This window comes from Pseudomonas sp. LS-2 (genome assembly GCF_003605735.1).
GTDB lineage: Bacteria > Pseudomonadota > Gammaproteobacteria > Pseudomonadales > Pseudomonadaceae > Aquipseudomonas.
In genome coordinates, this window is record NZ_QXTJ01000031.1 from 100,005 (window position 1) to 126,734 (window position 26,730).

The 26,730-nt window shown below is 60.1% G+C and carries 18 protein-coding genes and 1 pseudogene; 12 read left to right on the forward strand and 7 right to left on the reverse strand.

What is annotated here, in order from left to right; genetic code table 11:
* Positions 1 to 120: 120 nt before the first annotated feature.
* On the reverse strand, positions 121 to 480 hold the full coding sequence (locus tag D3M70_RS17820; RefSeq protein ID WP_120127030.1) for a hypothetical protein: 360 nt from the start codon (positions 478 to 480) through the stop codon (positions 121 to 123).
* A gap of 541 nt (positions 481 to 1,021) precedes the next feature.
* Here D3M70_RS17820 and D3M70_RS17825 point away from each other — a divergent pair.
* On the forward strand, positions 1,022 to 5,878 hold the full coding sequence (locus tag D3M70_RS17825; RefSeq protein ID WP_120127031.1) for an NAD-glutamate dehydrogenase: 4,857 nt from the start codon (positions 1,022 to 1,024) through the stop codon (positions 5,876 to 5,878).
* Between the two features lie 155 nt (positions 5,879 to 6,033).
* Here the strand turns inward: D3M70_RS17825 and D3M70_RS33340 are convergent.
* Positions 6,034 to 6,709: aconitase family protein (locus D3M70_RS33340; RefSeq protein ID WP_256659902.1), on the reverse strand; the 676-nt coding region annotated here is incomplete at its 5' end.
* A 1-nt stretch (position 6,710) separates the two neighbouring features.
* Positions 6,711 to 8,596, reverse strand: a pseudogene (locus tag D3M70_RS17830) (bifunctional aconitate hydratase 2/2-methylisocitrate dehydratase); the annotation flags it as partial.
* 402 nt (positions 8,597 to 8,998) lie between these two features.
* Between D3M70_RS17830 and D3M70_RS17835 the strand changes: the two are divergent.
* Positions 8,999 to 9,472: a DUF1289 domain-containing protein gene (locus tag D3M70_RS17835; protein ID WP_120127032.1), complete on the forward strand. Its 474-nt coding sequence runs from the start codon at positions 8,999 to 9,001 to the stop codon at positions 9,470 to 9,472.
* 140 nt (positions 9,473 to 9,612) lie between these two features.
* On the opposite strand, the gene D3M70_RS17840 is transcribed toward D3M70_RS17835, so the two are convergent.
* On the reverse strand, positions 9,613 to 10,488 hold the full coding sequence (locus D3M70_RS17840; RefSeq protein WP_120127033.1) for a universal stress protein: 876 nt from the start codon (positions 10,486 to 10,488) through the stop codon (positions 9,613 to 9,615).
* 194 nt (positions 10,489 to 10,682) lie between these two features.
* Here D3M70_RS17840 and D3M70_RS17845 point away from each other — a divergent pair, with 194 nt between their 5' ends.
* The 5 genes from D3M70_RS17845 (at position 10,683) to D3M70_RS17865 (ending at position 16,445) form a co-directional block, all read left to right on the forward strand.
* A complete protein-coding gene (locus D3M70_RS17845) occupies positions 10,683 to 11,288 on the forward strand; it encodes a tRNA-(ms[2]io[6]A)-hydroxylase (protein ID WP_120127097.1) in 606 nt (201 codons plus the stop codon).
* A 324-nt stretch (positions 11,289 to 11,612) separates the two neighbouring features.
* The gene (locus tag D3M70_RS17850; protein ID WP_120127034.1) at positions 11,613 to 12,086 is read left to right on the forward strand and encodes a MarR family winged helix-turn-helix transcriptional regulator; all 474 of its coding nucleotides are present in this window, start codon (positions 11,613 to 11,615) and stop codon (positions 12,084 to 12,086) included.
* Positions 12,083 to 13,579 (forward strand): efflux transporter outer membrane subunit, encoded by a 1,497-nt coding sequence (locus D3M70_RS17855; RefSeq protein ID WP_120127035.1) that lies wholly within the window; start codon positions 12,083 to 12,085, stop codon positions 13,577 to 13,579. The genes D3M70_RS17850 and D3M70_RS17855 overlap by 4 nt, the downstream gene beginning before the upstream one ends.
* 10 nt (positions 13,580 to 13,589) lie before the next feature.
* Complete coding sequence (locus D3M70_RS17860) at positions 13,590 to 14,849, forward strand: HlyD family efflux transporter periplasmic adaptor subunit (RefSeq protein ID WP_120127036.1); 1,260 nt, start codon at positions 13,590 to 13,592, stop codon at positions 14,847 to 14,849.
* Between the two features lie 63 nt (positions 14,850 to 14,912).
* Positions 14,913 to 16,445: a DHA2 family efflux MFS transporter permease subunit gene (locus D3M70_RS17865; protein WP_120127037.1), complete on the forward strand. Its 1,533-nt coding sequence runs from the start codon at positions 14,913 to 14,915 to the stop codon at positions 16,443 to 16,445.
* A gap of 144 nt (positions 16,446 to 16,589) precedes the next feature.
* On the opposite strand, the gene lpxH is transcribed toward D3M70_RS17865, so the two are convergent.
* Entirely contained in the window at positions 16,590 to 17,348 is a 759-nt protein-coding gene (gene lpxH, locus D3M70_RS17870) for a UDP-2,3-diacylglucosamine diphosphatase (RefSeq protein WP_120127038.1), read from the reverse strand.
* Positions 17,345 to 17,848, reverse strand: a complete 504-nt coding sequence (locus D3M70_RS17875) for a peptidylprolyl isomerase (protein ID WP_120127039.1) — start codon at positions 17,846 to 17,848, stop codon at positions 17,345 to 17,347. The genes lpxH and D3M70_RS17875 overlap by 4 nt, the downstream gene beginning before the upstream one ends.
* 272 nt (positions 17,849 to 18,120) lie before the next feature.
* Between D3M70_RS17875 and D3M70_RS17880 the strand changes: the two genes are divergently transcribed.
* Complete coding sequence (locus D3M70_RS17880; RefSeq protein ID WP_120127040.1) at positions 18,121 to 19,821, forward strand: glutamine--tRNA ligase/YqeY domain fusion protein; 1,701 nt, start codon at positions 18,121 to 18,123, stop codon at positions 19,819 to 19,821.
* A 9-nt stretch (positions 19,822 to 19,830) separates the two neighbouring features.
* Positions 19,831 to 21,213: a cysteine--tRNA ligase gene (cysS, locus tag D3M70_RS17885; protein WP_120127041.1), complete on the forward strand. Its 1,383-nt coding sequence runs from the start codon at positions 19,831 to 19,833 to the stop codon at positions 21,211 to 21,213.
* A 243-nt stretch (positions 21,214 to 21,456) separates the two neighbouring features.
* Here the strand turns inward: cysS and D3M70_RS17890 are convergent, their stop codons facing one another.
* Positions 21,457 to 23,307, reverse strand: coding sequence for a sigma-54-dependent Fis family transcriptional regulator (locus D3M70_RS17890; RefSeq protein WP_120127042.1), 1,851 nt, complete (start codon positions 23,305 to 23,307; stop codon positions 21,457 to 21,459).
* Positions 23,308 to 23,648: 341 nt separating this feature from the next.
* Here D3M70_RS17890 and D3M70_RS17895 point away from each other — a divergent pair, with 341 nt between their 5' ends.
* From D3M70_RS17895 to D3M70_RS17905, 3 genes are read left to right on the forward strand one after another with little or no spacing between them, the layout of a single operon-like run.
* Positions 23,649 to 24,743 (forward strand): ABC transporter ATP-binding protein, encoded by a 1,095-nt coding sequence (locus D3M70_RS17895; protein WP_120127043.1) that lies wholly within the window; start codon positions 23,649 to 23,651, stop codon positions 24,741 to 24,743.
* On the forward strand, positions 24,743 to 25,861 hold the full coding sequence (locus tag D3M70_RS17900) for an ABC transporter ATP-binding protein (RefSeq protein WP_120127044.1): 1,119 nt from the start codon (positions 24,743 to 24,745) through the stop codon (positions 25,859 to 25,861). The genes D3M70_RS17895 and D3M70_RS17900 overlap by 1 nt, the downstream gene beginning before the upstream one ends.
* On the forward strand, positions 25,854 to 26,720 hold the full coding sequence (locus tag D3M70_RS17905) for a carbohydrate ABC transporter permease (RefSeq protein ID WP_120127045.1): 867 nt from the start codon (positions 25,854 to 25,856) through the stop codon (positions 26,718 to 26,720). Before D3M70_RS17900 ends, D3M70_RS17905 begins: the two co-directional genes overlap by 8 nt.
* The last annotated feature ends 10 nt before the right edge of the window (positions 26,721 to 26,730 follow it).

Genomic DNA, 26,730 nt, shown 5'->3' on the forward strand with positions numbered 1-26,730 from the left:
CAGGCACGCAGCGGCATCTCGCCGCTGCTACGTTCGGTACATGGCCGCGGACGGCGGCAGGACGTTCCCAGCCGAGGTCGAGGAACTGGTCGCAGCGGTGGAGGAAGGGGGGCGCAGTGGTCAGCCGACTTCGCTGACGTAAGTCCCGACCCCCTTGAGGATGATGCGCAACGTTTCGTCCAGATCGCCAAGTTCGCTGGGCGGCGTGCTGTGGGTGATTTCGAACGCGTACTCACCGCCGAACGGTTTCGCGTCTTCAGTATCGATCTCGACCAGCAGGCGCGTGGCACTGAACGTGACCATCAGGCGCGTATCGACATGAATGGTGTCGTCGCGGAAGGTGATATCGACTTCGTCCTCGTCCGGAAACCGCGCCAGCATGAAAAGGTCGCCGTTGCTGGCATGGCAGCAGGCCAGCGCCATGTCATCTTCTTCCTCGTCGCACGGGTTATAGATGAAGCTGTCGGTGGTCATCTTCATGGGCGTGATTCCTGTTTCGGTTCGGGGCCAGGAGGAGATTTTGCCAGTCCTGAGCAAATATTGCCTGCGTACAGAAAATACGGCGATCCCCTCTGTAGCAGTCCGGCTTGCCGGCGGCAGCGATACCACAGACGCCACCGCCGGCAAGCCGGACTGCTACAGGTGTCTGTTTTCAGCAGCTCCAGCGTTTTCCAGGCACCAGCCTGCGTATATGGGAAACAATCCGTTGCAACCCGATGTCCGAATATGTCGCAGCACCGCAAGCAGGCGCGTGGTCGCTGTCGTTAAGCTGCGCAGCAGATGAACGGACGTGTGGCCGAGCCTGCCTGGGCAGACGCCGCGCCGATCTTCATTGGGTCGAATCAATGTGACGACGCACACACGACGAGCGTTAGTACTTGAGGCACGTGTTCATACACTGCTCGTTGTCACGTTTTGCTGACTATCATCGAACAGGCGCAAACGCGGCAACCACACACAGGCACGACCCCGAAACACGCATCTCTCCTATATAAAAGCCAAGCCAAGCGGAGTACCACAGATGGCGTTCTTCACCGCAGCCAGCAAGTCCGACTTCCAGCACCAACTGAAAGCGGCACTGGCCCAGCACATCAGTGAACAGGCACTGCCACAAGTGGCGCTGTTCGCCGATCAATTCTTCGGCATCATTTCCCTGGACGAACTGACCCAGCGCAGGCTTTCCGACCTCGCCGGCTGCACGCTTTCTGCCTGGCGTCTGCTCGAGCGTTTTCAGCACAGCAAACCCGAGGTCCGCGTCTACAACCCCGATTACGAGCGTCATGGCTGGCAATCCACCCATACCGCCGTTGAGGTGTTGCACCACGACCTGCCATTTCTGGTCGATTCGGTTCGCACCGAGCTGAACCGTCGCGGCTACAGCATCCACACGTTGCAGACCACCGTTCTGAGCGTGCGTCGTGACGAGAAAGGTCAGTTGGTCGAGCTGCTGCCCAAGGGCACCACCGGCGACGGCGTGCTGCAAGAATCGCTGATGTACCTGGAAATCGACCGCTGTGCCAACGCCGCCGAGCTGAACGTGCTGGCGCGCGAACTGGAGCAGGTGCTGGGTGAAGTACGCGTCGCGGTCGAAGATTTCGAACCGATGAAAGCCAAGCTCAACGAACTGCTGGCCGGGATCGATGCCATCGACTACAACGTCGATGCGGAGGAGAAGGCCGAGGTCAAGGTGTTCCTCGAGTGGCTGGTGAACAACCACTTCACCTTCCTCGGTTATGAAGAGTTCACCGTGAGCGGCGACGGCGAAGGCGGGCAACTGACCTACGATCAGTCCTCGTTCCTGGGCCTGACCAAATTGCTGCGCGCAGGGCTTACTGCCGACGACCTGCACATCGAAGGCTATGCGGTGAATTACCTGCACGAGCCGACCCTGCTGTCCTTCGCCAAAGCCGCGCATCCAAGCCGCGTGCACCGCCCGGCGTATCCGGACTACGTGTCGATCCGCCAGATCGACGCCGACGGCAACGTCATCAAGGAATGCCGCTTCATGGGCCTCTACACCTCCTCGGTGTATGGCGAAAGCGTGCGCAACATCCCTTACATCCGCCGCAAGGTCGCCGAAGTCGAGCGCCGTTCCGGGTTCGACGCCAAGGCGCACCTGGGCAAAGAACTGGCGCAAGTCGTTGAAGTGCTGCCCCGCGACGACCTGTTCCAGACCCCGGTGGACGAGCTGTTCACCACCGTCATGTCCATCGTGCAGATCCAGGAGCGCAACAAGATTCGCGTGTTCCTGCGCAAGGACCCTTACGGCCGCTTCTGCTACTGCCTGGCCTACGTGCCGCGCGACATCTATTCGACCGAAGTGCGCCAGAAGATCCAGCAGGTGCTGATGGAACGTCTGAAGGCCAGCGATTGCGAGTTCTGGACCTTCTTCTCCGAGTCGGTGCTGGCTCGGGTGCAGTTGATCCTGCGAGTGGACCCCAAGGTCTCCCTGAACATCGACCCGCAGCAACTGGAAAACGAAGTCATCCAGGCCTGTCGTTCGTGGAAGGACGATTACGCCAGTCTGGTCGTTGAAAGCTTCGGTGAGGCCCAGGGCACCAACGTTCTGGCCGACTTCCCGAAAGGCTTCCCGGCCGGCTACCGCGAGCGTTTCGCTGCGCACTCGGCCGTGGTCGACATGCAGCATTTGCTGAACCTGACTGAAGCCAATCCGCTGGTCATGAGCTTCTATCAGCCGCTGTCCGGCGACAAGGCGCAGCTGCACTGCAAGCTGTATCACGCCGACACCCCGCTGGCGTTGTCCGACGTATTGCCGATTCTGGAAAACCTTGGCCTGCGCGTGCTGGGCGAATTCCCGTATCGCCTGCGTCACACCAACGGTCGCGAGTTCTGGATTCATGATTTCGCCTTCACCTATGGCGAAGGCCTGAACCTGGACCTGCAACAGCTCAACGACACCCTGCAGGACGCCTTCGTCCACATCGTCCGTGGCGAAGCCGAGAACGACGCGTTCAACCGTCTGGTGCTCACGGCCGGCCTGCCGTGGCGCGATGTGGCGTTGCTGCGCGCCTATGCCCGCTACCTGAAGCAAATTCGTCTGGGCTTCGATCTGGGTTATATCGCCAGCACCCTGAACAACCACGCCGACATCGCCCGTGAACTGACCCGGTTGTTCAAGACCCGCTTCTATCTGGCGCGCAAGCTGTCCGGCGGCGATCTGGACGACATGCAGCAGCGTCTGGAAACGGCGATTCTCTCGGCGCTGGACGACGTTCAGGTGCTCAACGAAGACCGCATCCTGCGTCGCTACCTTGATCTGATCAAGGCGACCATGCGCACCAACTTCTATCAGACCGACGCCAATGGCCAGAACAAGAGCTACTTCAGCTTCAAGTTCAACCCGCGCCTGATTCCCGAACTGCCTAAGCCTGTGCCCAAGTTCGAGATTTTCGTCTATTCGCCACGGGTCGAGGGTGTGCATCTACGCTTCGGCAACGTCGCACGGGGCGGCCTGCGCTGGTCCGACCGCGAAGAGGATTTCCGCACCGAAGTGCTGGGCCTGGTCAAGGCGCAACACGTCAAGAACTCGGTCATCGTGCCGGTGGGCGCCAAGGGCGGTTTCCTGCCGCGTCGTCTGCCGACCACCGGCACCCGCGACGAGATCCAGGCCGAAGCGATCGCCTGCTACCGCGTCTTCATTTCGGGCCTGCTGGACATCACCGACAACCTCAAGGATGGCGCGCTGGTGCCGCCGGCCAATGTCGTGCGTCATGACGACGATGATCCGTATCTGGTGGTGGCAGCGGACAAAGGCACGGCGACCTTCTCCGACATCGCCAACGGTATCGCCATCGACTATGGCTTCTGGCTCGGCGATGCGTTTGCCTCCGGTGGTTCGGCTGGTTACGACCACAAGAAAATGGGCATCACCGCCAAGGGCGCGTGGGTCGGCGTACAGCGTCACTTCCGCGAGCGCGGCATCAATGTTCAACAGGACAGCGTCAGCGTGATCGGCATCGGCGACATGGCCGGCGACGTGTTCGGCAACGGCCTGCTGATGTCCGACAAATTGCAGATGGTCGCAGCATTCAACCACTTGCACATCTTCATCGACCCTAATCCGGACCCGGCCAGCAGCTTTGCCGAGCGTCGTCGTCTGTACGACTTGCCGCGCTCGGCCTGGACCGATTACGACACCAGCATCATGTCCGAAGGCGGCGGTATCTTTCCGCGCAGCCTGAAGAGCATCACCATCACCCCGCAGATGAAAGAGCGCTTCGACATCAGCGCCGACAAGCTGACCCCGACCGAACTGATACACGCGCTGCTCAAGGCACCGGTGGATCTGTTGTGGAACGGCGGCATCGGCACGTACGTCAAGGCCACCAGCGAAACCCATGCCGACGTGGGCGACAAGGCCAACGATGCTCTGCGCGTCAACGGCAGCCAGTTGCGCTGCAAGGTGGTAGGCGAGGGCGGCAACCTGGGCATGACCCAATTGGGCCGGGTCGAATTCGGCCTGCTCGGCGGCGCGACCAACACCGACTTCATCGATAACGCGGCCGGTGTGGACTGCTCCGACCACGAAGTGAACATCAAGATCCTGCTCAACGAAGTGGTGCAGGCCGGTGACATGACCGAGAAGCAGCGCAACCTGCTGCTCGAGAGCATGACCGAGGAAGTCGGCAATCTGGTGCTCGGCAACAACTACAAGCAGACTCAGGCCCTGTCGCTGGCGGCGCGCCGTGCTTACGAGCGCATCGCTGAATACAAGCGCCTGATGAGCGATCTGGAGTCCCGTGGCAAGCTGGACCGCGCCATCGAGTTCCTGCCGACCGAAGAGCAACTCGCTGAGCGGATTGCCGAGCAGAAAGGCCTGACCCGCGCCGAATTGTCGGTGCTGATCTCCTACAGCAAGATCGACCTCAACGAGGCGCTGCTGGAATCCCGCGTGCCGGACGACGATTACCTGGCCCGCGACATGGAAACCGCGTTCCCGCCCTCGCTGGGTGCGAAGTTCTCCGAGTCAATGCGTCGCCACCGCCTGAAGCGCGAAATCGTCAGCACTCAGATCGCCAACGACATGGTCAACCACATGGGCATCACCTTCGTGCAGCGGCTCAAAGAGTCGACCGGCATGAGTGCGGCCAACGTGGCCGGTGCTTACGTGATCGTGCGTGACATCTTCCATCTGCCCCACTGGTTCCGTCAGATCGAGGCGCTGGACTACAAGGTTCCGGCTGAAATCCAGCTGGCGCTGATGGATGAACTGATGCGTCTGGGTCGCCGTGCTACCCGCTGGTTCTTGCGCAGCCGTCGCAACGAACTGGACGCGGCACGCGATGTTGCGCACTTCGGCCCGCACATCGCTGCGCTGGGGCTCAAACTGGACGAACTTTTGGAAGGCCCGACCCGGGAAGTCTGGCAGGCGCGGTATCAGGAGTACGTCGAGGCCGGCGTGCCGGAGTTGCTGGCGCGTATGGTCGCGGGCACCACGCACCTGTACACGCTGTTGCCGATCATCGAAGCCTCCGACGTCACCGGCCAGAATGCGGCCGATGTGGCGAAGGTGTACTTCGCGGTGGGCAGTTCGCTGGACGTGACCTGGTACCTGCAGCAGATCAGTTCGCTGCCGGTGGAGAACAACTGGCAGGCCCTGGCCCGCGAGGCGTTCCGCGACGACATCGACTGGCAGCAACGGGCGATCACGGTTTCCGTGCTGCAGATGCCTAACGGCCCTGCGGATGTGGAAGAACGCCTGAACCTGTGGCTGGAACAGCACATGCCGATGGTCGAGCGCTGGCGCGCGATGCTGGTCGAGCTGCGTGCCGCGAGCGGCAACGACTACGCGATGTACGCCGTCGCCAACCGCGAGCTGCTGGATCTGGCCATGAGCGGGCAGACGGCTGTGGTTTGATGGTTTGTCGCTGAGCTGTAAATCAAGCCCTGCATCGAGAGATGTGGGGCTTTTTTTGGCCTGGCTTGATGACGCTACATGGATGCCCTTGAATGAACCCAACCCCATAAAAAAACCCCACCGAAGTGGGGTTCTTTCAACGCTGTGTTTCGCTCTTACGCTTGAACAACCGGGATATTGGCGTTCGCTGCGACTTCACGGAACTCGGCGATCTGGTCGAAGCTCAGGTAGCGGTAGACATCGGCCGCCATGCTGTCGATCTTGCCCGCGTACTCCATGTACTCCTCGACGGTCGGCAGGCGACCCAGGATCGAGGCTACGGACGCCAGCTCGGCCGAAGCCAGGTAAACGTTCGCGCCATCACCCAGACGGTTCGGGAAGTTACGGGTCGACGTCGACACAACGGTCGAATTCGGCTCGACACGTGCCTGGTTGCCCATGCACAGCGAGCAGCCCGGCATTTCCATGCGCGCGCCAGCCTTGCCGTAGATGCCGTAGTAGCCTTCCTCGGTCAGCTGGTGAGCGTCCATCTTGGTCGGCGGCGACAGCCACAGACGTGTGGGCAGCTGGCCCTTGACCTGATCCAGCAACTTGCCCGCAGCGCGGAAGTGGCCGATGTTGGTCATGCACGAACCGATGAACACTTCGTCGATCTTCTCGCCAGCAACGCTGGACAGCAGACGGGCGTCGTCCGGGTCGTTCGGCGCGCAGAGCACAGGCTCTTTGACGTCGGCCAGGTCGATCTCGATGATTTCAGCGTATTCGGCGTCTTTGTCAGCTTCCAGCAGCTCTGGGTTAGCAACCCAGGCTTCCATCGCCTGAGCACGACGCNCAGCGCAGCAGGGTGATGTTGGACTTCAGGTACTCGGCGATCGACTCTTTCGACAGCTTGATAGTGCAACCGGCGGCAGAGCGCTCGGCCGAAGCGTCGGACAGTTCGAAGGCTTGCTCGACGGTCAGGGTTTCCAGACCTTCGATCTCCAGGATGCGGCCGGAGAAGGCGTTCTTCTTGCCTTTCTTCTCGACAGTCAGCAGGCCTTTCTGGATCGCGTAGTAAGGGATCGCATGAACCAGGTCACGCAGGGTGACGCCAGGTTGCAGCTTGCCTTTGAAGCGAACCAGAATCGACTCCGGCATGTCCAGCGGCATGACGCCGGTGGCAGCGGCGAACGCGACCAGACCGGAACCCGCCGGGAACGAGATGCCGATCGGGAAACGGGTGTGCGAGTCACCACCGGTACCGACGGTGTCCGGCAGCAGCATGCGGTTCAGCCAGCTGTGGATGATGCCGTCGCCTGGACGCAGCGAAACGCCGCCACGGGTCATGATGAAGTCAGGCAGGGTGTGGTGAGTCTTGACGTCGATCGGCTTTGGATAAGCAGCGGTGTGGCAGAAGGACTGCATCACCAGATCGGTCGAGAAGCCCAGGCACGCCAGGTCTTTGAGTTCGTCACGGGTCATGGGACCTGTGGTGTCCTGAGAACCGACGGTGGTCATCTTCGGTTCGCAGTAAGTGCCCGGACGGATACCGTCGGTGCCGCACGCCTTGCCGACCATTTTCTGCGCCAGGGTGAAACCCTTGGTGCTGGCGGCAGGAACTTCAGGCAGCTTGAACAGCGTCGAAGGCGGCAGGCCCAGCTCGGTGCGAGCCTTGCCGGTCAGGCCACGACCGATGATCAGCGGGATACGGCCCCCAGCGCGGACTTCGTCCAGCAGGACCGGAGTCTTCAGTTCGAAAGTGGTGATCACTTCGTCGCTGTCGTGCTTGCAGACTTTGCCTTCGTATGGGTAAACGTCGATCACGTCGCCCATGTTGATGTTGGTCACATCGAATTCGATTGGCAGTGCGCCCGCATCTTCCATGGTGTTGTAGAAGATCGGAGCGATCTTGCTGCCGAAGCAGAAGCCGCCAGCGCGCTTGTTCGGGACGTAAGGAACGTCGTCGCCGAAGAACCACAGCACCGAGTTGGTCGCCGATTTACGCGAGGAACCGGTACCGACCACGTCACCGACGTAAGCGATAGGGAAACCCTGGCCGCGCATTTCTTCGATCTGCTTCATCGGGCCGATGGAGCCTTGCACGTCAGGCACGATACCGTCGCGAGCCATTTTCAGCATGGCCAGGGCGTGCAGCGGGATGTCTGGACGGGACCAGGCGTCAGGCGCAGGGGACAGGTCGTCGGTGTTGGTTTCGCCGGTGACCTTGAAGACGCGCAGGCTGATCTTGTCGGCCAGGGTCGGACGCTTCTGGAACCACTCGCCGTCAGCCCAGGACTGCAGCACGCCTTGAGCGTGTGCGTTGCCGTTCCTGGCTTTTTCAGCGACGTCGTGGAAGGCGTCGAACATCAGCAGGGTGTGTTTCAGTTGTTCTGCAGCAACCGGTGCCAGGTCGGCATCGTCCAGCAGGTCAACCATGGTCACGATGTTGTAGCCGCCCTGCATGGTGCCGAGCAGTTCTACAGCACGTTTCTTGTCCAGCAGAGGGGAAGTGACTTCGCCCTTGGCCAGAGCGGAGAGGAAACCGGCTTTGACGTAGGCAGCTTCGTCAACGCCTGGTGGGACGCGGTTGGTGATCAGGTCAAGCAGAACAGCTTCTTCGCCAGCCGGTGGGTTTTTCAGCAGCTCGACCAGGCCTGCGGTTTGTTCGGCGTTAAGCGGCTGGGGCACGATACCCTGGGCGGCACGCTCTTCGATGTGTTTACGGTAGGCTTCAAGCACAGTATTACCCTCATCAGTGGTCCCAAATGGGTGTCCGGGACGCTCATCCGGAAAAAGTCCGCGACCGCGCATGTCAAAACTTTTTGAGTTTCTTGGCGGGAAGCTGACGATTTCCAACAGAAGCTGTTTTCAAAGTTTTACGCCTGCATGAACGGTTCTGGGGAGGGAACGCAGGCGAACCTGCGTCAAACCGACTGCGGGGTGGGCTCGGGTAAGAGCCCTTACTGTGCTCGTGACGCTTTGAAAACAGCTTCCAACGGACATTGGCGCCTTAAAAGGCCCGGTGATTCTACGGCAAAAAAAAACTAAAGGTAAGTTAGACCCTACATCTTCGAGGGTGTACCGCGTTAGACAAAGGGCTAACATGCGGGCTTGTTTCGTCCGCCGTCGTGTTTTTCCGCCATGTCCAATCAAGTGATCAAGACGCCCTGCGTGGGCCTGTGCTCCACCGTTTACGGCGATCTCGTGTGCCGTGGGTGCAAGCGTTTTCACCATGAGGTGATTCACTGGAACGGCTACAACGAGGACGAAAAACGGGCTGTCTGGCTGCGCCTGGAGCAGTTGCTGGTGCAGGTGATGACGGCCAAGGTCGAGGTGTTCGACGCTGACAAACTGCGCCAGCAGCTGGAACAGCGCAAGATCCGCTTCGTGCCGCAGCAATCCGAATATTGCTGGGCCTACCAGCTCATTGCACGGGGCGCACGGGTGATCAACCAGCTTGATGCTTACGGCATGGTGCTTTTGCCCGAATTCCGTGACTGGCCGCTGCCGGATCTGCGTGATGCCATTGATCGGGAATTCTTCCTACTGTCCGAAGCGCACTACGAGCGCTACATCGCACCGGGTTTCCTGAAGGATGCGATGGGCGGCACCTAAGCGTTGCAGAAATCTGTAGCAGTCCGGCTTGCCGGCGGTAGCGACCATGAACACGCCACCGCCGGCAAGCCGGACTGCTACACATAAAACTCAGGGGCAAGCGCGCTCCTACAGAAAACCCCATCAAAAGATAACCGCCATCAAACCCTGGTCAGATGCTCTTCCAGGTGTTTCAGGCTTTCCTCGCTTTTGAGCACCAGCACATCGCTTTCCAGCGAATCGAGCACCACCTCGGCGGTATTGCCGATCAATGCGCCGGGAATCCCCGTGCGGCCCACCGTGCCGATCACTGTCACCGCAGCCTTCAGATGATCAGCCGTATGAGGAATGAGCACGTCCGCGGCTCCTTCGGCGATGTGCAGGTGGGCGTCGTCGATGTTGAATTCGGTCTGGAACGCCCGGCACTGCTCGCGATATCTGGCCTCATCGCTTGAAGACATTTGATACACCGGGTCGGCGGCCGAAATCATGGGGGAGGGATGAGCGGTAATGACGTGCAGCTTTATGCCGGTCAGTCTGGCAAGGGTATCGCCGTACTGAACGATGCTGGCATGCAGCGCAGTGTGTTCGCCATCGGGATTACCCACATCGATGGCCGCCAGCACGACCGCGCCTTTCCACGGCCGGTCGGTTTTCACCATCAGCACCGGGCAGGGGCAGTAACGCAATAATTTCCAGTCTGCGGGCGTCAGGAGGGCGCGTTTCAAGGTGCTATCGGGAAAGTGCTGCTTGATCACCAGATCCGAGCCTTCCGCCTGCTGCACTTTGATGATGGTTTGATGAACGCTTTCATGCCAGTCCTGCTGTGCGGTGACGTTGAATTCTTCGGCCTGCAGGTCCTGTTTCAGCGTCCGCAGCAGCTCGGAGTGATCGAACTTACTGTCACAGATCAGCAAATGCAGGCTGGCATCCGTGGCGTTGGCGATCAGGCAGGCCCGGCGCATCGCGAGACTGTCAACCGTGTCGGTCTCGGCGCTGGGTTCGATGACCACCAGAATCCTGCGAATCAATTGCATGAGCTGATCTCCCTGGAGTTTTCCATGAAGTGTTCAACTGTCCGAGTCCGTCGACCGTTCGCTGCATTAACTATAGTCGCCCGCCGCCAATCAGTACGTTGATCGAAGTCATGGCTTTCCTGACGAAGAAGCTGTTTCCGGGCGCCTAGGCCCGTATAATGCTGCGCCTTTCCCACCCAGCCATTCGTGAACCCATGCAGAACTATCCAGACGTCGACGCTTTCCTGCTTTGCCCCACCCCTGAAAGTTGGGTCCAGGCGGCGTTGCAAAACCTGGACATCCTGCTGATCGATCACGCGAACAATGAAAAGAAAGCCGCAGGCGCGGCGTTTCAGTTCATGTTCCAGTACAACGACAAGTTCGACCTGCTGGCCAAGATGTCGCGTCTGGCTCGAGAAGAGCTGCGTCACTTCGAGCAAGTCATCGGCATCATCAAGAAGCGTGGCATCCCGATGGCCAACATCAGTTCGGCCCGTTATGCCGGTTCATTGCGCAAGCGGGTGCGCAACCACAACCCCTATCGCCTGACCGATGCATTGGTGGTGGGGGCTATCGTCGAAGCCCGTTCATGCGAGCGCTTCGCTGCGCTGGTTCCGCACCTGGACGCAGACCTGTCGAAGTTTTACGCCAGTCTGCTGAAATCCGAAGCGCGGCACTTTCAGGATTATCTGAAGCTGGCCTACCTCTATGGCGACGAAGCGGACGTCGCCGCCAAGGTCGAAGAAATTCGCCTGGCCGAGCGCGAGCTGATCGAAAGCCCGGATGAGGATTTCCGCTTTCACAGCGGTGTGCCTGCATAGTCACTCCTTCTGATTCGTGGCGAGCCGCTTCTGCCGAAGGCGTGGGAGTCAGGCTTGCCGACGATTGAGTCGCAGCACTCACCATTTCTGTCCACCTTCCGACCCGGGCACACCGAGCTTGCCACCGCTGCGCGCTCGATCGTCGGCAAGCCCGACTCCCACGCCCTCCGGGCAGAAGCGCGCTGGCTCCCATCACTCGCCACCCATCCGGCAAGCACGCCCGGTCGGAACTCCGCATCTTAAAAATTGTTTCATTGTGTGATTGCTGCCTAGGCAGTAATATTTCATCCATTCACTGCCTAGGCAGATAATTGGTGACTATCAATGGCGCACTTCACTCCCGAAAGTTTCAATGACAGCCTTCTCGGCATGCTGGTGGGTCGTACCGAGCAGTTGAAGAACCGCATCCTCGACAAGCATCTCGAACCTCAGGGCGTCACTGCTCAGCAGTTCAAGGTGTTGATCATGATCGCCAGATTTTGCGCCGAGACCCCGGCCGATCTGTGCCGCATGCTGTCGCTGGACAGCGGTTCGATGACCCGCATGCTCGACCGTCTTGAACAAAAAGACCTGTTGGTGCGCACGCGATCCGAGTCGGACCGTCGCCAGGTGCGGCTGGTCCTGACCGATTCCGGCCAGGCGCTTTCCGATCTGTTGCCGCAGATTGGCGCGATGGCGATGAACGAAATGGTCGGGATGCTGGAAGACAGCGAACTGGCCACGCTGGAAAAGATCCTCACCAAGATTCTCGTCGCCTCGGCCGATCCCATCACACTCGCCCGGTTGGCTGAACAATGAACATTCGACCCAAGCAGGGCAACGCCTTGCGCACCTCGTTAAGCCTGGTATTCGTCGCGCTGGTCATGGCCGGTTGCGCCAACTCCAAAGGCCTGAACACCGAAGGCGTCGGCATCGACGCCAACCACCTGCAGGCCAGTCAAAGCCTGAACGGCGTCCAGTTGTCGCCCGCCGCATGGCCCAAACGCGACTGGTGGACCCGTCTCGGCGATCCACAGCTCAACGGCCTGATCACCGAAGCGCTGCGTGACAGCCCGGACATGCAGATCGCCTCGGCGCGCACCCATCAAGCGACAGCGGCTGCATATGCCGCCAACGCCGAGCGCATGCCGACCGTCGACGCCGATGCCAGCATCAGTCGCTCGCGTCTGGCTCGCGATCAGGACCCATTGGGCCAGGGCAGCCGTTACAGCACCCTGCGTAGCCTGGGCGCCAGCTTCAATTACAACTTCGATCTCTGGGGTGGTCAGCGTGCGGCCTGGGAAGCGGCATTGGGTCAGGCCCGCGCCAGCGAAATCGACCAACGTGCGGCGCAGTTGACCCTCGCGGCCGATGTCGCCCGCGCCTACAGCGATCTCGGTCAGGCCTATGTCGTGCGCGATCTGGCGGCCGATGACCTGAAACGCACGCGCCAGCTGCTGGAGTTGGGCGCCCGCCGCTTCAAGTCGGGGATCGACAGCGAGTACCAGTACCAGCAGACCGAGAGCCTGGAAGCCGGTTCGCGAGAAGCCCTGGTCGATGCCGAGAAACGCCTGCGCACGGCGAAGATTTCCCTCGCGGTGCTGATGGGCAAAGGCCCGGACCGTGGCGAAGAGCTGGCCCGCCCCAACGTGTTGAAACCTGCCGTGGTGCAGTTGCCGTCGGTGGTGCCTGCCGAGTTGCTCGGCCGTCGTCCGGACCTGGTCGCGGCGCGCTGGCGCGTCGAAGCGGCGAGCAAGGACATCGAAGTCAGCAAGACTAACTTCTATCCAAACCTGAACCTCAGCGCTTCGGCGGGTGTGGAATCGTTGCTGGGGGACGCGATGTTCGGTTCGGCCAGTCGTTTCTTCAATGTCGCGCCGACCGTGTCGCTGCCGATTTTCGATGGCGGCCGTCGCCGTGCCGATCTGGATGCGCGGGATGCCGATTACGACCTCGCCGTGGCGCAGTACAACAAGAGTCTGGTTCGTGCGCTGGGCGATGTCAGCGACAACATCGGTCAACTGCGCTCGATCAGCGGCCAGATCGACGCCCGTCAACAGGCGACCGACGTTATTCAGAAATCCTACGACACCGTGGTTCAGCGCTACTCATCGGGGATTGGCAACTACCTCGATGTGCTGTCCGTCGAACAGCAACTGCTGCAATCGCAACGCCAACTGGCTGATCTCAACGCGGAACGAATCGATCTATCGATCCAGTTGATGCAGGCCCTGGGGGGAGGCTTCGAAGAGAACAAGCCCGGCGAAAACGCCGCCCCGGCCGTCCCGTCAACTGCTTCGCTGACACATTAAGGTACTCGTCATGGCCACTGCCACTCGCGAAAACAACGCAGCAACCGAACAGAAAGACCCCAACGAACAGAAAAATACCGGCGACCAGGGCGCCCAGCCCGGTCAGCCAAAGAAGAACCCGCGCAAGCGCAAACTGCTGCTGTTCGGCCTGTTGATCATCGTGATCCTGGCCGGTATTGGCGTCTGGGGCTGGTATGAAGTCTATGGTCGCTGGAGCGAAAGCACCGACGATGCCTACGTGAACGGCAACGTGGTGGAAATCACTCCGCAAGTGACTGGGACTGTCGTCAGCATCGGCGCCGACGATGGCGATCTGGTCCGCGAAGGCCAGGTGCTGGTGCAGTTCGACCCGAACGATGCCGAAGTCGCGCTGCAGAGCGCCGAGGCCAATCTGGGCAAGGTCGTGCGTCAGGTACGTGGCTTGTACAGCAACGTCGACGGCATCAAGGCCCAATTGGCTGCCCAGCGCGCTGAGGTGAAGAGGGCTCAAGACAACTACAACCGTCGTCGCAACCTGGCGGCGGGCGGGGCGATCTCCCAGGAAGAGCTGTCCCACGCCAAGGATGACCTGACCAGCGCGCAGAACGCATTGGCCAACATCCAGCAGCAACTGGTGACCAGCACTGCGCTGGTGGATGACACCGAAGTGGCTTCGCACCCCGACGTCAAAGCCGCTGCGGCGCAGGTGCGCCAGGCTTACCTGAGCAATTCGCGCAGCACGCTGATTGCGCCTGTCACCGGTTATGTCGCCAAGCGCACTGTGCAACTGGGCCAGCGCGTTCAGCCAGGGACTGCGTTGATGGCGGTGATCCCGCTGGATCAGCTGTGGATCGACGCCAACTTCAAGGAAACCCAGCTGGGCAAGATGCGCATCGGTCAGCCGGTGGACATCGAAGCGGACCTGTACGGCAGCGATGTGAAATTCAGCGGCACCGTTGACAGTGTTGGTGCCGGGACCGGTAGCGCTTTCGCGCTGCTGCCGGCGCAGAACGCCACCGGTAACTGGATCAAGATCGTGCAGCGCGTTCCGGTGCGGATTCACATCAATCCCGACGAGTTGGCGAAGAACCCGCTGCGTATCGGTCTGTCCACGGTGGTCGATGTCGACCTGCACGATCAAAGCGGTCCGGTGCTGGCGCAACAGCCTCCGAAGCAGGCGTCGTTCACCACTGACGTCTACGCCAAGCAGTTGGCCGACGCCGACACGCTGATCGCCCGCCTGATTCACGAAAATAGCGCGTCTGCCCCGGGCAAGACAGCCCAGCGCTGATTCGCCGGTCCATTCGCCCCGGCCTTTGGGTCGGGGCGCATTTCGAGTGTCAAAGGATTCGCGATGAGTAACAACGCTCCCGCTTCTTTCACGCCGCCAAGCCTGCTGTTGAGCACCATCGGCCTGTCGCTGGCGACGTTCATGCAGGTGCTGGACACCACCATTGCCAACGTGGCGCTGCCAACCATCTCCGGCAACCTTGGGGTGAGTTCGGATCAGGGCACGTGGGTGATCACCTCGTTTGCCGTCAGCAACGCCATCGCATTGCCCCTGACCGGCTGGTTGAGTCGTCGTTTCGGCGAGGTGAAGCTGTTCATCTGGGCGACCCTGCTGTTCGTGGTCGCCTCCTTTCTCTGTGGTATTTCGACGTCAATGCCTGAGCTGGTGGGCTTTCGTGTGGTGCAGGGGCTGGTTGCCGGTCCTCTGTATCCGATGGCGCAAACACTGCTGATCGCGGTTTATCCCCCGGCCAAAAGGGGGATGGCATTGGCACTGCTGGCGATGGTCACGGTGGCGGCTCCGATTGCCGGGCCTATTCTCGGCGGCTGGATTACCGACAGTTATTCCTGGCCCTGGATCTTTTTCATCAACGTGCCCATCGGCATCTTCGCGGCCATCGTGGTGCGCACACAAATGGCGGCACGGCCGGTGGTCATTACTCGTCAACCGATGGACTATATCGGGCTGATCACGTTGATCATTGGTGTCGGCGCCTTGCAGATCGTGCTCGACAAGGGCAACGACCTCGACTGGTTCTCTTCTAACTTCATCATCATCGGCACGGTCATTTCGGCGATCGGTCTGGCAGCCTTCGTGATCTGGGAGTTGACCGACGAGCACCCGGTGGTCAATTTGCGGCTGTTCTCTTTCCGCAATTTCAGGGTCGGCACCATTTGTCTGGTGTTGGGCTATTCGGGTTTTTTCGGGATCAACCTGATCCTGCCGCAATGGCTGCAGACGCAGATGGGCTACACGGCCACCTATGCAGGGCTGGCAGTGGCGCCGCTGGGGATTCTGCCGGTGCTGCTGTCACCGTTCGTGGGTAAATACGCGCCCAAGTTCGACCTGCGTCTATTGGCGGGACTGGCGTTCTTCGCCATCGGTCTGAGCTGCTTCATGCGTTCGAATTTCACCAGTCAGGTGGATTTCGAACATATCGCGCTGGTGCAACTGTTTATGGGGGCAGGGATTGCGCTGTTCTTCATGCCGACTCTGAGCATCCTGTTGTCGGACCTGCCGCCGTCGCAGATCGCCGACGGGTCGGGACTGGCGACCTTCCTGCGTAACCTGGGCGGTAGTTTCGCGGCGTCGTTGACGACCTGGATCTGGATCCGCCGGGCCAACATGCACCATGCCTACCTCAGCGAAAGCGTGAACAACTACGAGCCGACCACGCGGCACGCGCTGGAAACCCTGGGTGGGGCGAGCAATCAGGCCTATGCCCAGCTGGACAGTATGGTTACCAGCCAGGCGTACATGATGTCGACGGTGGACTACTTCTACATGATGGGCTGGGCGTTCATGGCGCTGATCCTGATCATCTGGATGGCCAAACCGCCATTCGCCGCCAAAGCCGGGCCTGGGGCAGGGCATTGATAGGGTTCAGCTCTCACACGGAAGATGATTGTTCCCACGCTCTGCGTGGGAACACCGCCTGGGACGCTCCGCGTCCGCCATCGATGTGACGCCGAGCGTCACGAGGTGCATTCCCACGCGGAGCGTTGGAACGATCATGCGTTGTCAGTCGGGGGAATGCCCGATTGCCAACGGCTGTTCCGGTACAAACCCGAACGACGTCAGTTGAAAGCCCTGTTCATCGACCTGCAACGCCCAGCCTTCACGGTCCCAATCCCCTAACACAATGCGCTGAGCAGTCTCGTTGCCGATCTGCAATTTGTGAATGGCGGGGCGGTGGGTGTGGCCGTGGATCAGCGTCTTGACGCCGAACTCGGACATGATTCGCGGGACTTCTTCAGGGGTCACATCGACGATGTCGTTGGCTTTCATGCGGGTCTGCGCGCGGCTTTCGCTGCGCAACTTGCGCGCCAGCGTGTGCCGGGTGCTCAAGGGCAGGTGGCGCAGGACCCATAAAGTCAGTGGATTGCGCAGGTAGCGGCGCATGCGCATATAGGCTTCGTCGCGTGTACACAGGCTGTCGCCGTGCATCAGCAACACCGGCTCGCCGTTGAAATTCACCACGCTGGGGTCTTTCAACAGGGTGCAGCCAGCCGCCTTGCAAAAGGCTTTGCCAATCATGAAATCGCGATTGCCGTGCATCAGGAATACCTGCGTGCCGCTGTCGCTCAAGGCGCGCAAGGCTTGGCAGATCGAGCGCTGGAAGGGCGACATCGCGTCATCGCCGATCCAGGCTTCGAAAAAATCCCCGAGGATATACAGCGACTCGGCGCCACGCGCCCGGTCAGCCAGTAGATCCAGAAACGCCCGGGAAATGTCCGGGCGTTCTTCTTCCAGATGCAGATCGGAGATCAGCAGTATCACTCAACGATCTCTGCTTTCTCGATGACTACGTCCTCGGCAGGAACGTCCTGGTGGCCAGCCTTGGAAGTGGTGGCGACGCCTTTGATCTTGTCGACGATGTCCTGACCTTCGACCACTTCGCCGAATACGGCGTAGCCCCAGCCCTGTACGGTCTTGGCGCTGTGGTTCAGGAAGCTGTTGTCAGCGACGTTGATGAAGAACTGTGCGGAAGCAGAATGCGGCTCCATGGTGCGGGCCATGGCCACCGAGTACTTCTTGTTTGGCAGACCGTTGTCGGCTTCGTTCTGGATGCTCGGGCGCTTGTCTTTCTTTTCTTTCATGCCTGGCTCGAAACCGCCGCCCTGGATCATGAAGTTGCCGATAACGCGGTGGAATACGGTGTTGCTGTAGTGACCGGCGTTAACGTATTCGATGAAGTTGGCGACAGTGACAGGCGCTTTTTCAGCGTTCAGTTGCAGGACGATGTCACCGTGGTTGGTTGTCAGTTTTACTTTGGACATGTTCTAGGTCGCTCTTTTGGAATTCGTGGTTGGACGTGTCGATCGCGGCTTGCAGCGTGTTAATGGCCGGCGATTTCACCCAGGCGCGCAGTTTACAGAGGCTAGTCGCACTACGGGTAGTCGCGATTAATGTCATCGCCTTAAATGACAGGTGGTGTATCTGGGCAGTTTTGTCACTGCGCGCTGTCAGGGGGTTGACAGGTTCGGCTATGATAGGCGCTTTGATTTATTCGGCCTACCCTGGCCAAGACTGTCAGGTTTTCAAGGATCCTATGAGCAAGCCCACTCAAGACGCTGCTGCCAACACCAAGGCAGGCCCTGCAATTCCCACCAACTTCCTGCGCCCGATCGTGCAGGCGGACCTGGATTCGGGCAAGCACACCAAGATCGTGACCCGCTTCCCGCCGGAGCCCAACGGCTACCTGCACATTGGCCATGCCAAGTCGATCTGCGTCAACTTCGGGCTGGCTCAGGAGTTCGGTGGCGTCACGCACCTGCGTTTCGATGACACCAACCCGGCCAAGGAAGATCAGGAATACATCGACGCCATTGAATCCGACGTCAAATGGCTGGGCTTCGAGTGGTCCGGCGAAGTGCGTTACGCCTCGCAGTATTTCGACCAGTTGCACGACTGGGCAGTGGAGCTGATCAAGTCGGGCAAGGCCTACGTCGACGACCTGACCCCGGAGCAGGCGCGCGAATACCGCGGCACTCTGACCGAACCGGGCAAGAACAGCCCGTTCCGTGAGCGCAGCGTCGAGGAAAACCTGGACCTGTTCGCCCGCATGAAAGCCGGTGAGTTCGAAGACGGCGCCCGCGTGCTGCGCGCCAAGATCGACATGGCTTCGCCGAACATGAACCTGCGCGACCCGATCCTGTATCGCATTCGCCACGCTCATCACCATCAGACCGGTGACAAGTGGTGCATCTACCCGATCTACGACTTCACTCACGGTCAGTCGGACGCCATCGAAGGCATCACGCACTCGATCTGCACCCTAGAATTCGAAAGCCATCGTCCACTGTACGACTGGTTCCTCGATAACCTGCCGGTGCCGTGCAAGCCGCGCCAGTACGAGTTCTCGCGCCTGAACCTGAACTACACCATCACCAGCAAGCGCAAGCTCAAGCAGCTGGTCGATGAAAAGCACGTCAATGGCTGGGATGACCCACGCATGTCGACGCTGTCGGGCTTCCGCCGTCGCGGCTATACCCCGGCCTCGATCCGCAACTTCTGCGAAATGATCGGCACCAACCGCTCCGACGGCGTGGTCGACTTCGGCATGCTGGAATTCAGCATCCGTCAGGACCTGGACCACAACGCCCCGCGCGCCATGTGCGTGCTGCGTCCGTTGAAAGTCGTGATCACCAACTACCCGGAAGACAAGGTCGATAACCTCGAGCTGCCCCGTCATCCGCAGAAAGAAGAGCTGGGCGTGCGCAAGCTTCCGTTCGGCCGTGAAATCTACATCGACCGCGATGACTTCATGGAAGAGCCGCCAAAGGGTTACAAGCGTCTGGAGCCGAACGGCGAAGTGCGCCTGCGTGGCAGCTACGTGATCCGCGCCGACGAGGCCATCAAAGACGCCGACGGCAACATCGTCGAACTGCGTTGCTCGTACGATCCCGACACCCTGGGCAAGAACCCTGAAGGCCGCAAGGTCAAGGGCGTGATTCACTGGGTGCCGGCCGCTGAAAGCATCGAATGCGAAGTGCGTCTGTACGACCGCCTGTTCCTGTCCGCGAACCCGGAAAAGGCAGAAGAGGGTAAGACCTTCCTGGACAACATCAACCCAGGCTCCTTGCAGGTCCTGACCGGTTGTCGAGCTGAACCATCGTTGGGCGAAGCTGCGCCGGAAGACCGTTTCCAGTTCGAACGCGAAGGTTATTTCTGCGCGGACATCAAGGACTCGAAACCAGGTCGTCCAGTATTCAATCGGACGGTGACCCTGCGCGACTCGTGGGGCCAATAAGGAATCGTCGTGCTCTCTATCTACAACACGCTTACCAAGAGCAAAGAAGTCTTCAAGCCGCTGGATGGCAACAAGGTGCGCATGTATGTCTGCGGTATGACCGTATATGACTACTGCCACCTGGGCCACGGCCGCAGCATGGTCGCCTTCGATCTCGTCACCCGCTGGCTGCGTTTCAGCGGTTATGACCTGACCTACGTGCGCAACATCACCGACATCGACGACAAGATCATCAACCGCGCCCGTGAAAACGGCGAAGCGTTCGATGCCCTGACCGCGCGCATGATCGATGCGATGCACGAAGACGAAGCGCGCCTGAACATCCTCAAGCCGGACATGGAGCCGCGTGCCACCGATTACATCGGCGGCATGCACGACATGATCCAGAGCCTGATCGACAAGGGCTACGCCTACGCGCCGGGCAACGGCGACGTCTATTACCGCGTTGGCAAGTTCCTGGGTTACGGCAAGCTGTCGCGCAAGAAGATCGAAGACCTGCGCATCGGTGCGCGGATCGAGGTTGACGAAGCGAAAGACGATCCTCTGGATTTCGTGCTCTGGAAAGGCGTCAAGCCAGGCGAGCCGAGCTGGGAATCGCCGTGGGGGCCGGGTCGTCCGGGCTGGCATATCGAATGCTCGGTGATGTCCACCTGCTGCCTGGGTGAGACCTTCGACATTCATGGTGGCGGCAGCGATCTTGAATTCCCGCACCACGAAAACGAAATCGCCCAGAGCGAAGCGGCCACTGGCAAGACCTACGCCAATGCCTGGATGCATTGCGGCATGATCCGCATCAATGGCGAGAAGATGTCCAAGTCCTTGAACAACTTCTTCACCATTCGCGACGTGCTGGATAAATACCATCCGGAAGTGGTGCGTTACCTGTTGGTGTCGAGCCATTACCGCAGCGCGATCAACTACTCCGAAGACAGCCTGAAAGAGTCGAAGGGCGCACTGGAACGTTTCTACCATGCGCTCAAAGGCCTGCCGGCAAGCGAGCCTGTGGGGGGCGAGGCGTTCGTCGAGCGTTTCTCGGCTGCAATGAACGACGACTTCGGTACGCCGGAAGCCTGTGCGGTGTTGTTCGAGATGGTGCGCGAGATCAACCGTTTGCGTGACAGCGATGTTGCGGCAGCGGCCGGTCTGGCGGCGCGTCTCAAGCAACTGGCCAGCGTGCTGGGTGTGTTGCAGCTCGAAGCCGACGATTTTCTGCGCGCAGGCGCCGAAGGTCGTGTCGATGCGGCCGAAGTGGAAGCGCTGATTGCCGCACGTCTGCAAGCCCGCGCCGACAAGAACTGGGGCGAATCCGACCGCATCCGCGACCAGCTCACCGCCATGGGCGTGGTGCTGGAAGACGGCAAGGGCGGCACGACCTGGCGTTTGGCGGATTGATGCACTCAGCGATGATTGCTGCCACGTTGAGTATGGCAAAGATCACCGTGTAAACCTGTAGCAGTCCGGCTTGCCGGCGGTAGCGATCTCAAGGCCGCCACCGCCGGCAAACGCAACGTCGCCCGGCCGGACTGGCTACAGATTCTGGCCGCAGGCCGTGGGAGTTGGCTTGCCGACGATCTGTTGCGCAGCAACAGCAGAATCAGGCGCCTCATTTGTTCCAGGCCTATGACCTTCCCTCAGTCAGAACCTTTGCTCCCGAAGCCGCTTGTAAAGCGTATTCCGGCTAATCCCCAGCCGTTTGGCCAACTGCGAAATATTCCCTCCGGCCGCCTGCAGCAACTCGTTCAACTCCTCGGGCGTATCCAGCGCTGCCTTGCGATCAAATACAGTCTGCGGTTCGTTGCTGTCGCTTTCCTGCGTCAGATCCGCAAAAAAATCTTCCGGCAGATGCTCGGTGGAAATGGGCTGATCGTCAGCGAGGGCCAGCGCCACCTGAATCACATTGCTCAACTGCCGCAGATTGCCAGGCCAGGGATGTTTCTCGAACAACGCCAGGACTGACGCTTCAAATCCCGCGGTTTGTTGCGGTTCACGATGCTGTTCCCAGATCGTCTGAACCAGTGCGGCTTTGTCGGTGCGTTCGCGTAACGGCGGCAGCTCAAGGTTCAGCCCGCTGATGCGGTAATAGAGATCCTGACGAAAACGCCCGCTTTGCACCTGTTCGCGCAGGGAGCAGTGGGTGGCGGAAATCACGCGGATATCCACCGGGAACAGCTCGCTGCTGCCCAACGGTTGAACGCAGCGTTCTTGCAATACGCGCAGCAGGCGCGCCTGAACAGGCAAAGGCATATCGCCAATTTCGTCGAGAAACAGCGTGCCTTTATCGGCCTTGCGAATAAGCCCGATGCTGCCTTTGTGGTGGGCACCGGTGAACGCGCCTTTTTCGTAACCGAACAGTTCCGCCTCGACCAGCTCCGAAGGAATCGCTGCGCAGTTCACGGCAATCAACGGCTGATCGGCACGGGAGCTGCCCTGATGCAGCGTCTTGACGAACACCTCTTTGCCCGCGCCGGTCTCGCCGAGAATCAACAGCGGTACATTCTTCTCTAAAAGACGCTGAGCCTGACGCGCCGCCTTTGCGACCTTCTCGTCACCAAAGCCCTGCGCAGCCAGCCCCTTGGCGTTATCGGGCTCAGGGTTTTTCGGCGTCGGCACGGTTCTGAGTTTCAGCACAGGGGCTTTGGGCCGCCTGATCAGGCAATGAAAGCGGTTATGACCTGATGCCTGCAGTGCAAACGGTTGGCCTTCCTGCTGAGCGAGCAGATGGGCAATCGGCGCCTTGAACAAGTCTTCGAGATTGGCCCGCAGCAAGCTGACGCCTAGCAAGCTATCGGCGCGCCGGTTGGCACAAAGGACGCGCCCGCTCTCATCGAACACCAGCAATCCTGCCCACTGGCTGTCCAGATTGTTCAGGCCGGTATTGAAGGTCAGTTGAAAGTGACTGTTCTGGAACTGATCGAGGATCAGCCGGTTCTCGATGGTCTGGCTCATCATCTTCACCATCCCCAGCGTGTGGGAGGGTGGCAGGAAGCTGTCGCTGGACACGTCGAGCACGGCAATCATGCGCCGTGAGGCGTCGAAAATCGGCGCGGCGGACCCGGTCATGAAGCGGTTGGCCTTGAGAAAGTGTTCATCGTGTTCAATGTGAACAGCCTGCTCGCAGGCCAGCGCCGTGCCGATGGCATTGGTGCCCACCCCGCTCTCGAGCCAACTGGCCCCCGCGACGAACCCGGCCTGTTGCGCCGGCTCGACGAAACGCTTGGTGCCCCAGGAATTGAGCACCTGGCCTTGCTGATCGGCGAGCAGGATCAGGCAATTGGAGTTACTGAGGATGTTCTCGTAGAAGGGCAGAACCTGCTGGTGGGTGGTCTGCACCAGCGAATGATGACGCTCTAGCAGGTGTGAAACCTGTTGTTCCGGCAAACGGCCGAACGAGGGGCGGGACAGGTGATCCAGCCCGAACTCGCGGCAGCGGGCCCATGAATCCTGAATGATCGTGTCGTGAGCGATGGATGCGCCTGGTGTGGCCATGGGAATGGCTCCGTCCGAATCTTTTATTGTTTTTTGGGGTACGGCTTTGGCAGAGCATCCGTGCTCGAAACGTTCATCCATTGTTGTTCAGGATTGTTCAAAGTCAATGTTCATTTTGTTCAGGTGTTCAGCCTTTCCTGTTCACTTATGTTCATCAACGAATGTGGCTGGCTGTAGTTGTCGGGCTCAAGTGCTCTAAACCGGGTGTCCTGGCGCTTTGTTCGTTAGCGAAGGTCGATTGGCACGATTGTCGCTATCCAACAAGCGGTCGACGAATGTCGCGACCCGAACACGCCACACCCTGAGCCACACCCTAATAAGAACAGATAAAAGGGCACGCCATGTCTCTCACGCTTGAGCACGTCAGTCGCGCAGTCGACGGTCAGATCTGGATCGACGACGCGTCGCTGAGCTTTGAACCCGGCTCATTCAACGTATTGCTGGGGCGCACCTTATCAGGCAAAACCAGCCTGATGCGCTTGATGGCCGGCCTGGACAAGCCAGACAGCGGCCGAGTACTGATGAATGGCAAAGATGTCACCCAGATTGCGGTGCGCCATCGCAACGTCTCCATGGTTTACCAGCAGTTCATTAACTACCCGAGCATGACCGTCTACGACAACATCGCCTCGCCCCTGCGCCAGGCGAAGATGTCCAAAGACGAAATCGAAAGCCGGGTGCGGGAAACCGCGAAGATGCTGCGCATCGAAAAATTCCTCACGCGCTATCCCCTCGAGCTCTCCGGCGGCCAGCAACAGCGCACGGCCATGGCCCGTGCGCTGGTCAAGGATGCCGAGCTGATCCTGTTCGACGAACCGCTGGTCAACCTCGATTACAAACTGCGCGAAGAACTGCGTCAGGAAATGCGCCAGCTGTTCGAGACCCGCAACACGATTGCGGTGTACGCCACCACTGAACCGAACGAAGCACTGGCGCTGGGCGGGACCACGACGATTCTGCATGAGGGCCGGCTGATCCAGCACGGCAGGACCCCCGAGGTCTATCACCAGCCCAAAACCGTGCTGGCGGCCGAACTGTTCTCCGAGCCGCCGATCAACCTGATGCCCGGCCGTATCGACGGCAATGAGGTCAGCTTCGCCAACTTCGTGCATTTCCCGCTCAACGTCGACCTGCGCAAGATCGGCGACGGTGAGTACGGCTTTGGCGTGCGCCCCAGCCACCTGAGCCTGGTGCCGTCCAATGACGATGACCTTGAGCTGGCGGTGACCGTGGAACTCGCGGAAATCAGCGGCTCGGAAACCTTCCTGCATGTGCGCAACGAGCATTTCTCGCTGGTGCTGCACCTGCCGGGCGTTCATGAGTACGACGTCGATACGCCGATTCGCGTGTACATCCCGACGCACAAACTGTTCGTATTCGATCAGCAGGGCGGCCTCATACAGGCGCCGGGCCTGCGCATGGCGAGGGTTGCCTGATGGCCGAGATCCGCTTGCAACAACTCGCGCACAGCTACAGTGCCACCCCCAGTGGCCCCGAAGACTATGCCATTCGAGAAATGACCCACATCTGGGAGCAGGGTGGGGCCTATGCCTTGCTCGGCCCGTCCGGCTGCGGGAAATCGACCTTGCTCAACATCATTTCCGGCCTGCTCAGCCCGTCGGAAGGCAAGGTGATGTTCGACTCCACCGTGGTCAACGACATGTCGCCGGAGCAGCGCAACATCGCTCAGGTTTTCCAGTTTCCGGTGGTCTACGACACCATGACGGTGTACGACAACCTCGCATTTCCCCTGCGCAATCAGGGCATGGCCGAGGAGAAGGTTCGCATCAAGGTGCAGGAAATCGCCGATGTGCTCGACCTGCAACCGCTGCTCAAAAAGAAAGCCAAGGGCCTGACCGCCGACGAAAAACAGAAGGTGTCGATGGGGCGCGGGCTGGTGCGCGATGACGTGTCGGCGATTCTGTTCGACGAACCGCTGACCGTGATCGACCCGCACCTGAAGTGGAAGCTGCGGCGCAAGCTCAAGCAGATCCACGAGCAGTTCAATATCACCATGGTCTACGTCACCCACGATCAGTTGGAGGCCTCGACCTTCGCCGACAAGATCGCCGTGATGTATGGCGGCCAGATCGTCCAGTTCGGCACCCCGCGCGAATTGTTCGAAAAACCCCATCACACGTTTGTCGGCTACTTCATCGGTAGCCCCGGCATGAATCTGATCGAGGTGAAGCCCGAGGTCGGCGGCGTCGGGTTCGGCGGGATTCACCTGCCATTGCCGCAAGCGTTGCAGCTACGTCTGGCGTCGACTCAGTGGAGCACGCTCAAGGTCGGCATCAGGCCGGAGTTCGTGCACGTCTGGGACGGCCCGTTCGAAGACGCGATGTGCGCTGACGTGACCTACGTCGAAGACTTGGGTACTTACAAGATCCTCACGCTGAGTCTGGCCGGGCAGTCCTTGAAAGTCCGTCTGCAGGAAGACAAACCGGTGCCGCAAGGCCAGGCCTGGATCAGTTTCCCGGCTCAATGGCTGATGCTCTACGCCGACGAATTTCTGCTGGAAATCGATCCGGCCAGCGAGGTGCCCCATGAGTAAGGTGCAGAACAACAAGGCCTGGTGGCTGGTACTGCCGGTCTTTCTGCTGGTGGCGTTCAGCGCCATCATTCCGATGATGACCGTGGTCAATTATTCGGTGCAGGACATCTTCGACCAGTCCAGCCGCTACTTCGTCGGCGCCGACTGGTTCAGGCAGGTGTTGCAGGACCCGCGTCTGCATGACTCGCTGCTGCGTCAGTTCATCTATTCGTTCTGCGTGCTGTTGATCGAAATCCCGCTGGGGATCGGCATCGCGCTGACCATGCCGACCAAGGGGCGCTGGTCCTCGGTGTGCCTGATCGTGATGACCATCCCGCTGCTGATTCCATGGAACGTGGTCGGCACCATCTGGCAGATCTTCGGCCGTGGGGACATCGGCCTGCTGGGCTGGTTTCTCAATAACGTGCTGCACATCAGCTACAACTACGCGGCGAATGCGTCGGACGCCTGGGTGACCGTGCTGGTCATCGACGTCTGGCACTGGACCTCGCTGGTGGCGCTGCTCTGCTACTCGGGCCTGCGTGCGATTCCGGACGTGTATTACCAGGCGGCGCGCATCGATCGGGCCTCCAACTGGGCCGTGTTCCGACACATTCAACTGCCGAAGATGAAGAGCGTGCTGTTGATCGCCGTGATGCTGCGCTTCATGGACAGCTTCATGATCTACACCGAGCCGTTCGTGCTCACCGGTGGCGGTCCGGGCAACTCGACCACCTTCCTCAGCCAGACCCTGACCACCATGGCGCTGGGCCAGTTCGACCTGGGTCCTGCGGCGGCGTTCTCGCTGGTGTATTTCCTGATCATCCTGCTGGTGTCATGGGTGTTCTACACCGCCATGACCCACGGCGAAAAGAACTGAGGGGAGGCTC

Coding starts and splice junctions, on each gene's coding strand:
- D3M70_RS17875 (WP_120127039.1), bottom strand. CDS start 17,848: ATGTCCAAAGTAAAACTGACAACCAACCACGGTGACATCGTCCTGCAA.
- D3M70_RS17860 (WP_120127036.1), top strand. CDS start 13,590: ATGGCCACTGCCACTCGCGAAAACAACGCAGCAACCGAACAGAAAGAC.
- D3M70_RS17905 (WP_120127045.1), top strand. CDS start 25,854: ATGAGTAAGGTGCAGAACAACAAGGCCTGGTGGCTGGTACTGCCGGTC.
- D3M70_RS17850 (WP_120127034.1), top strand. CDS start 11,613: ATGGCGCACTTCACTCCCGAAAGTTTCAATGACAGCCTTCTCGGCATG.
- D3M70_RS17865 (WP_120127037.1), top strand. CDS start 14,913: ATGAGTAACAACGCTCCCGCTTCTTTCACGCCGCCAAGCCTGCTGTTG.
- D3M70_RS17895 (WP_120127043.1), top strand. CDS start 23,649: ATGTCTCTCACGCTTGAGCACGTCAGTCGCGCAGTCGACGGTCAGATC.
- D3M70_RS17900 (WP_120127044.1), top strand. CDS start 24,743: ATGGCCGAGATCCGCTTGCAACAACTCGCGCACAGCTACAGTGCCACC.
- D3M70_RS17855 (WP_120127035.1), top strand. CDS start 12,083: ATGAACATTCGACCCAAGCAGGGCAACGCCTTGCGCACCTCGTTAAGC.
- D3M70_RS17840 (WP_120127033.1), bottom strand. CDS start 10,488: ATGCAATTGATTCGCAGGATTCTGGTGGTCATCGAACCCAGCGCCGAG.
- D3M70_RS17825 (WP_120127031.1), top strand. CDS start 1,022: ATGGCGTTCTTCACCGCAGCCAGCAAGTCCGACTTCCAGCACCAACTG.
- D3M70_RS17820 (WP_120127030.1), bottom strand. CDS start 480: ATGAAGATGACCACCGACAGCTTCATCTATAACCCGTGCGACGAGGAA.
- D3M70_RS17880 (WP_120127040.1), top strand. CDS start 18,121: ATGAGCAAGCCCACTCAAGACGCTGCTGCCAACACCAAGGCAGGCCCT.
- D3M70_RS17890 (WP_120127042.1), bottom strand. CDS start 23,307: ATGGCCACACCAGGCGCATCCATCGCTCACGACACGATCATTCAGGAT.
- D3M70_RS17835 (WP_120127032.1), top strand. CDS start 8,999: ATGTCCAATCAAGTGATCAAGACGCCCTGCGTGGGCCTGTGCTCCACC.
- D3M70_RS17845 (WP_120127097.1), top strand. CDS start 10,683: ATGCAGAACTATCCAGACGTCGACGCTTTCCTGCTTTGCCCCACCCCT.